Raw genomic sequence first — 6,917 nt, 5'->3', positions numbered from 1 at the left:
AAGACCGAGCGCAACTACGCCGCCGTCGTCACTCTCGCCGCCATCGTCCTATGGACGCGGTAAATGTCCACATAACCTAGGGCACCGATGCTCGTCCCGCGAGCGGGACGATCACGCGGCGGCGAGCCAGGTGCGGGCCTCTTCGAGGTGGGCGCGCTCGAACACCTTGATCTTGGCCGGCGAGACGAAGCCGAAGGTCTCGGCCACGACCTTGAGCCATTGCGCGTCGGTGACGAGGGCGACGTGGCTGATCCCCTTCATCATCGACAGGCCGAAGCGCGGGTCCTTGAAGAAGGCCGCCGGCTCCATGCCCTCGAAGGCGCGCACGTCCTCCAGCAGCTTGAGCCTGCCGCCCTTGTCGAGGTCGGCCTTCATCGCGGTCATCACCGCGTTCATCTCCTCGTCGGTGATCTTTCCATCGACCACGATCTCGGCGATGCTGGACTCGGGCTTCTTGGTGTAGCTCAGCACGGTTCGCGCTCCTGACGATGCCGCAGGTCGGGCGTTCGGCGGCGGCGCACTCTCCTACAAAAAGCTCTGCGGGTCGACATCGATCGCGACCTTGACGTTCCCGCGCACCTTCGGGCCGCGCGCGAGCCAGCCGCGGAGGTACGCCTGGAGGTCGACGTTGCGCTCGGTCTTGACCAGCAGGCGGAAGCGGTAGCGCCCGCGCACCATCGCCAGGGGCGCCTCGGCGGGGCCGAGCACCATCACGCCGTCCGGCGGCTCGGCGGCGCGCGCGAGCGCCTGCCCGTGGGCCTCCGCCGCCGCGCGGTCGTTGGCCGAGACGATCAGCGCCGCGAGCCGCCCGAAGGGGGGGAGGCCCGCGGCCTCGCGAGCCTGGATCTCCTCCTCGTAGAACCGCTCGGCATCGCCCGACAGGAGGGCCGCGATCACCGGATGCTCCGGCTGATAGGTCTGGACGAGCGCGCGGCCCGGCCGCTCGCCGCGGCCGGCCCGGCCGGTCACCTGCTGAAGCAGTTGGAAGGTGCGCTCGGCCGCGCGCGGGTCGCCCGAGGTCAGGCCGATATCGGCGTCGAGCACGCCAACCAGCGTCAGGTGCGGGAAGTTGTGGCCCTTGGCCACGAGCTGCGTGCCGATGACGAGGTCGCACTCCCCCGCCGCCACCGCCTCCAACTCCATCCGCAGCCGCTCGGCGCCGCCGGGGAAGTCGCTCGACAGCACGATGATGCGGCGGTCCGGGAACAGCTCCGCTGCCTCTTCCGCGATGCGCTCGACGCCCGGGCCGCAGGGCGTGAGGTTGTCGAAGGTCCCGCATTCCGTGCAGGCGTCGGGCCGGCGCTCGCTGTAGCCGCACTGGTGGCAGACCAGCGCCTTGCGGAAGCGGTGCTCGACGAGCCAGGTCGAGCAATTGCGGCAGTGGTAGCGGTGGCCGCAGGCCCGGCACAGGGTCAACGGCGCGTAGCCCCGGCGGTTGAGGAACAGCAGCGCCTGCTCGCCGGCGGCGAGGTTCGCCTTCACGGCGTTGACCATCGGCGGCGACAGGAAGCGCCCGCGCTCGGGCTTGTCGAGGCGCATGTCGATGGCGCCGATGTCGGGCAGGCGCCGGCCGCCGAATCGCTCGGGCAGCACCACCCGGCGGTAGCGCCCGCGCTGGGCGTTGACCCGCGTCTCGATCGAGGGCGTCGCCGAGGCGAGCACCACCGGGCAGCCTTCGAGCTTGGCGCGCACCACCGCCATGTCGCGGGCGTGGTAGTGGACGCCGTCCTCCTGCTTGTAGGCCGACTCGTGCTCCTCGTCGACGACGATCAGCCCGAGTTTCGCGAAGGGCAGGAACAGCGCCGAGCGGGCGCCGACCACCACCATCACCGCGCCGGCGGCCACGCCCGCCCGCAGGCGTTCCCGCCGCCGTCCGCCGATGCCGGAGTGCCATGCCGCTGGGCGCACGCCGAAGCGGGCGGCGAACCGGTCGAGGAATTGTGCCGTCAGCGCGATCTCCGGCATCAGGATCAGCGCCTGCCGGCCCGACCGGACGCAGTCGGCCACCGCCTCGAAATAGACCTCGGTCTTGCCCGAGCCGGTGACGCCTTCCAAGAGAATCGCACCCTCCCTCCCACCTGCCTCCGCGGGGGCGGGAGTGAGGGGGTGTGCGATCAGATCATGCGCCGCCGCGCCCTGCGCCGCCGAGAGCGGCACGCGCGGGTGGTCCGGGTCGGGCGGCAGGGCCACCGGTTCGGGGGCGAGCGCCACGGTCTCCAGCGCGCCGTCGTCGATCAGGCCGTCGACCACGGAGAGCGACACCTCGGCCTCCTTGGCGAGCGCGCTCTTGCCCCGCACCTGCCCGTCGGCCGCGACCGCGAGGACCTTGCCCCGCGCCGCGGTCGGACGGGCGGGCGCCTTGCCGGTGGCCCGCACCCCGACGCGGACGACCTCCGCCGCCGCGCCCTCGTCGGGCAGCCGCAGCACCAGGGCGAGCGCCGAGCCCTTCGGCGCGAGCGTGTAGCGCGCGATCCAGTCGACGAGCTTGCGCAACGGCTCGGACAGGGGCGCGACGCCGAGATGTCCGGTGACGGGCCGCAGGTTCGAGCCGCCCGCCGCCTCCGACACCGCCCAGACCACGCCCACCGTCTCGCGCGGCCCGAGCGGCACCTGCACCACGTCACCGGGCGCCAGGGCGAGCCCGGCCGGGACGGCGTAGCTGTAGGCGGTGTCGATCGCGAGCGGGATCAGGATCTCGGCGACGTGAGGCATGAGGCTCGGCGGTGCAGCGCGTTTGTTCCGGTTCCGTACTCTATGGCATTTCGGGGCCGCCGCCCACCGCGCGGCCGTCCGATACCGGCCTTGGGCGATCCTGCACCGAACCGGCCGGGCTCTCGCAAGTTGTCGGCGCGCGGGGCCTCGACGGCCCGCCAACCGGAGCCTGCCATGGACATCGCCGCCGACACGGTCACCGAGATCATCCTGCGCCTGCGCGCCGTCGCGGTGAAGGAGGGTGCGACCGATCCGGATTCCGGCTCGAACGCCATCGACGACGGGGCGACCGACGTGCTCACCTCCGGCACGGACGACGCCACGGAATCGGAGGTCCGCGGCATGATCGCCGGCCTCAACGACGACGAGCGCGCCGACCTGCTGGCCTTGCTCTACGTCGGGCGCGGCGACATGGAGCCGGAGGAGTGGAACGAGGCGGTGCGCTTCGCCCGCGAGCGCGAAGGCGTGGGCGAAGGCGCGGTGAAGACCCTCCTCGGCTCCCCGGATGCCGGCGACCTCCTGGAAGAGGGCATGGCGGCGCTCGGCATCACCCCGGACCTGCCCCAGGGCTGAGGCCCTACTCCGCGCCGTCGTGCAGGGCGTAGAACCCTTGCGCCGAGACGCCGCCCGCGTCGAGCAGCATCCGCTCGCGGGCGCGCAGCGTCTCGGTCTCGCTCTTGAGCTGGCCGCAGGCGGCCAGGATGTCCCGGCCGCGCGGCGTGCGCACCGGCGAGGCGTAGCCCGCGTCGAACACGATCTCCGAGAATCGCTCGATCCGCTCCCAGTCCGAGCATGCGTAGCGGCTGCCGGGCCAGGGGTTGAACGGGATCAGGTTGATCTTGGCCGGTATCCCCTTGAGCAGCCGCACCAGTTCGCGCGCGTCCGCATCCGTGTCGTTGACGCCCTTGAGCATCACGTACTCGAAGGTGATGCGCCGCGCGTTGGTGAGGCCGGGATAGTCGCGGCAGGCCCGCATCAGTTCGGCGATCGGGTACTTGCGGTTGAGCGGCACGAGTTCGTCGCGCAGGTCGTCGCGCACCGCGTGCAGGGAGATCGCGAGCATCGCGTGCGCCTCCTCCCCCAGCCGCCTGATCTGCGGCACGACGCCCGACGTCGAGACCGTGATGCGCCGCCGCGAGAGGGCGAGCCCTTCCGGGTCCGACATCGTGGCGACCGAGTCGATCACGGCGTCGAGGTTGTAGAGCGGCTCGCCCATGCCCATGAACACGACGTTGGTGACGAGCCGCCCCGCCTCCCCGGTGCCCGAGGCGTCGCGGGACGGGATCAGGCCGGGCCAGTCGCCGAGCGCGTCGCGCGCGACGATCACCTGCGCCGTGATCTCGGCGGCCGTCAGGTTGCGCACGAGGCGCTGCGTCCCGGTGTGGCAGAACGCGCAGGTGAGCGTGCAGCCGACCTGGGAGGAGACGCAGAGCGTGCCGCGGTCCGGACCGGGGATGTAGACGCACTCGATCTCGGCGCCGCGGTTGTGGTCGTGCCGGCCCGTGGGCGCCATGCGCAGCAGCCACTTGCGGGTGCCGTCCCGCGACACCTGCTGGCTCACCACCTCGGGCCGGTCGAGGGTGTAGGCGTCGGCGAGCTGCGCCTTCAGGGCCTTGCCGACGTTGGTCATCGCGTCGAAGGACTGCGCGCCGCGCACGTTCAGCCAGTTCCAGAGCTGGCCCGCGCGCATTCGGCCCTCGCGCTCGGGCACGCCGAGGGCGACGAGCCGGTCCTTCAACGCCGCGCGCGGCAGGCCGACGAGGGAAGCGCGCTGCCCCGGCACGGGCTCGGGCCGGAACGCGGGCGCCTTCTCGATGCCGGAGACATCGCTGCCTGCGCGCCGGGCGGTGTCGGACGCCGTCACCATGTTCTTAAGCCAGGACCTTGGAAGGGTAATCCCCACGATATAGGCGATCCGCCGCACGAATGCGAATGACGCCGGTCAGGCCGGGGTCGCGTGATCCGGCAGACGCGCCGCCCGCACCGGCCGATGTGCGCCCGCGCACGCCGACGGGGGCCGCATGCGTCCGACGCCTTGGCAGGAGAGACTCGTCCCGCCACCTATGCGCCCCGAGGGGTGCATCGTTCCTCGCCGCCGCCGCGCGGCCGCCCCCGTCACGGGATGCCCATGCCGTCACTGCTCGATCCGATCCGCGTCGGCGCCATCGACGCGAAGAACCGCGTCTTCATGGCGCCGCTCACCCGCGGGCGCGCCACCCGCGCCCACGTGCCGACCCCGCTGATGGTGGAATACTACGCGCAGCGCGCGGGCGCCGGCGTGATCCTCACGGAGGCCACCGGCATCAGCCGGGAGGGCCTCGGCTGGCCCTACGCGCCGGGCATCTGGTCAAATGAGCAGGTCGAGGCCTGGAAGCCGGTCGTCGCGGCGGTGCACGAGCGCGGCGGGCGCATCGTCTGCCAGCTCTGGCACATGGGCCGCCTCGTCCATCCGGATTTCCTGAACGGCGAGAAGCCGATCTCCTCCTCGGCGACCACGGCGCCGGACGCCGCCCACACCTACGCGGGCAAGAAGCCCTACGCCGAGGCGCGCGCGCTGCCGATCGACGAGATCCCGCGCCTCATCGAGGATTACCGGCATGCGACGCGCAACGCGCTCGCCGCCGGCTTCGACGGCGTGCAGATCCACGCGGCCAACGGCTACCTGATCGACGAATTCCTCCGAGACGGGGACAACAAGCGCACCGACGCCTACGGCGGTTCGATCGAGAACCGCGTCCGGTTGCTGCGCGAGATCACGGAAGCGGTGGCCGCGGTCGCCGGCAAGGACCGCACCGGCGTGCGCCTGTCGCCCAACGGCGCGATCCAGGGCACCAACGATTCCGATCCGGAGCCGCTGTTCGTGGCCGCCGCCAGGGCGCTGTCGGAGATCGGCATCGCCTTCCTGGAGATGCGCGAGCCCGGCCCGGACGGCACCTTCGGCCAGGCCGACCACCCGCCGATCGCACCGGCGATGAGGCGGGTGTTTGCCGGGCCGCTGATCCTCAACGCCGATTACGACGGCCGCAGCGGACAGGCCGCGCTCGATGCCGGCGCGGCGGACGCCATCGCCTTCGGGCGGACCTTCATCGCCAACCCGGACCTGCCGGCCCGGATCGCCGCGGACGCGCCGTTGCAGAAGGACGTGGCGCAGACCTGGTACAGCCAGGGGCCCGAGGGCTACGTCGATTATCCGACGCTTGCCGCATCGAGGGCCGCCTGAGGCCGGCACCGCGGCGCGTGACGGAGGATCGTTCGTCGTGAGCGTGCCCGCCCCGCCCGACCACGGCTTCCGGATGGTCGTGCTCGACTTCGACGGGACGCTCGCCGACACCTTCCCGTGGTTCTGCGGCGTCCTGAACGGGGTAGCCGACCGCTACGGGTTCCCGCGGGTGGAGCCGCACGAGACCGACGAACTCCGCGCGCTCTCCGCGCAGGCGATCCTCGCCCGCCTCGGCGTGCCGCGCTGGAAGCTGCCGCTGATCGCCCGGCACATGCACGGCCTCGCCGCCCGCGACGTGGCGGACCTGCACCCGTTCCCCGGCGTCGCGGCGATGCTGGCGGCGTTGTCGGCGTCAGGGATAGCCCTCGCGGTGCTCAGCTCGAACACCGAGGACAACGTCCGCCGCGTGCTCGGGCCGGAGAGCGCGGCGCTTATGGCCCGCTACGCCTGCGGCGCCGCCGTGTTCGGCAAGGCGCGGCGCCTCGGGGCGCTGCTGCGCCGCGCGGGGATCGCGCCCGGCGCGGTCCTCTGTGTCGGCGACGAGATCCGCGATCTCGACGCCGCGCGCGCCGTGGGCTGCGCCTTCGGTGCGGTCGCCTGGGGCTTCACGGACGCGGCGGCTCTGGCGGCGGCGGGCCCGGATTTCCTGTTCGCCGTCCCAGCGGACATCCCGGAAGCCGTCCTGTCGCGGCGCGCCCGTTCGGCTTAGAGCATTTTCCAGCGAGGTGGATACCGGCTCGCGTGAAGAAAATGCGACCACACAGAGGCTTAGAGCATTTTCCGTGATCCAGGGATCATGGAAAATGCTTTAGGCTCAGAGGCCGCGGTTGGCGCCGGGGACGACGCTGGCGCCGGTGCCGCTGCCGAAGGGCTCGTACTTGGTCAGGCCCTTGAAGAGCTGGCTGAGGAAGGCGCGGTCGGCGCCGCTCGTCGGGGTGGTGCGCTCGATGAAGTCGAACACCCGCCCGTCCTGCAGGCCGTAGAG

Annotated in this window: 6 protein-coding genes and 1 pseudogene; 3 read left to right on the top strand and 4 right to left on the bottom strand. The window is 72.1% G+C overall.

Annotated features, from left to right (window positions below; genetic code table 11):
• Positions 1–111: 111 nt before the first annotated feature.
• Positions 112–471, bottom strand: a complete 360-nt coding sequence (locus ACFE86_RS20455; RefSeq protein ID WP_375457160.1) for an STAS/SEC14 domain-containing protein — start codon at positions 469–471, stop codon at positions 112–114.
• Positions 472–525: 54 nt separating this feature from the next.
• A complete protein-coding gene (locus ACFE86_RS20450) occupies positions 526–2,712 on the bottom strand; it encodes a primosomal protein N' (RefSeq protein ID WP_375457159.1) in 2,187 nt (728 codons plus the stop codon).
• 174 nt (positions 2,713–2,886) lie between these two features.
• Between ACFE86_RS20450 and ACFE86_RS20445 the strand changes: the two genes are divergently transcribed.
• Positions 2,887–3,285, top strand: coding sequence for a DUF3775 domain-containing protein (locus tag ACFE86_RS20445; RefSeq protein WP_375457158.1), 399 nt, complete (start codon positions 2,887–2,889; stop codon positions 3,283–3,285).
• Between the two features lie 4 nt (positions 3,286–3,289).
• Here the strand turns inward: ACFE86_RS20445 and rlmN are convergent, their stop codons facing one another.
• Positions 3,290–4,579 (bottom strand): 23S rRNA (adenine(2503)-C(2))-methyltransferase RlmN, encoded by a 1,290-nt coding sequence (gene rlmN / locus ACFE86_RS20440; RefSeq protein WP_375457157.1) that lies wholly within the window; start codon positions 4,577–4,579, stop codon positions 3,290–3,292.
• A 261-nt stretch (positions 4,580–4,840) separates the two neighbouring features.
• Between rlmN and ACFE86_RS20435 the strand changes: the two genes are divergently transcribed.
• Positions 4,841–5,932 carry an alkene reductase gene (locus ACFE86_RS20435; RefSeq protein WP_375457156.1) on the top strand — a complete coding sequence of 364 codons (1,092 nt, stop codon included), beginning with the start codon at positions 4,841–4,843 and terminating at the stop codon, positions 5,930–5,932.
• Positions 5,933–6,005: 73 nt separating this feature from the next.
• The gene (locus ACFE86_RS20430; RefSeq protein ID WP_375457161.1) at positions 6,006–6,641 is read left to right on the top strand and encodes an HAD hydrolase-like protein; all 636 of its coding nucleotides are present in this window, start codon (positions 6,006–6,008) and stop codon (positions 6,639–6,641) included.
• 105 nt (positions 6,642–6,746) lie between these two features.
• Here ACFE86_RS20430 and ACFE86_RS20425 read toward each other — a convergent pair.
• Positions 6,747–6,917: pseudogene (locus ACFE86_RS20425) on the bottom strand (outer membrane protein assembly factor BamE); the annotation flags it as partial.

This window comes from uncultured Methylobacterium sp. (assembly GCF_964244095.1).
In the GTDB taxonomy this organism is placed as follows: domain Bacteria; phylum Pseudomonadota; class Alphaproteobacteria; order Rhizobiales; family Beijerinckiaceae; genus Methylobacterium.
Note: the sequence above shows the minus strand (reverse complement) of the source record. Positions and strands in the feature narration are given on the sequence as shown.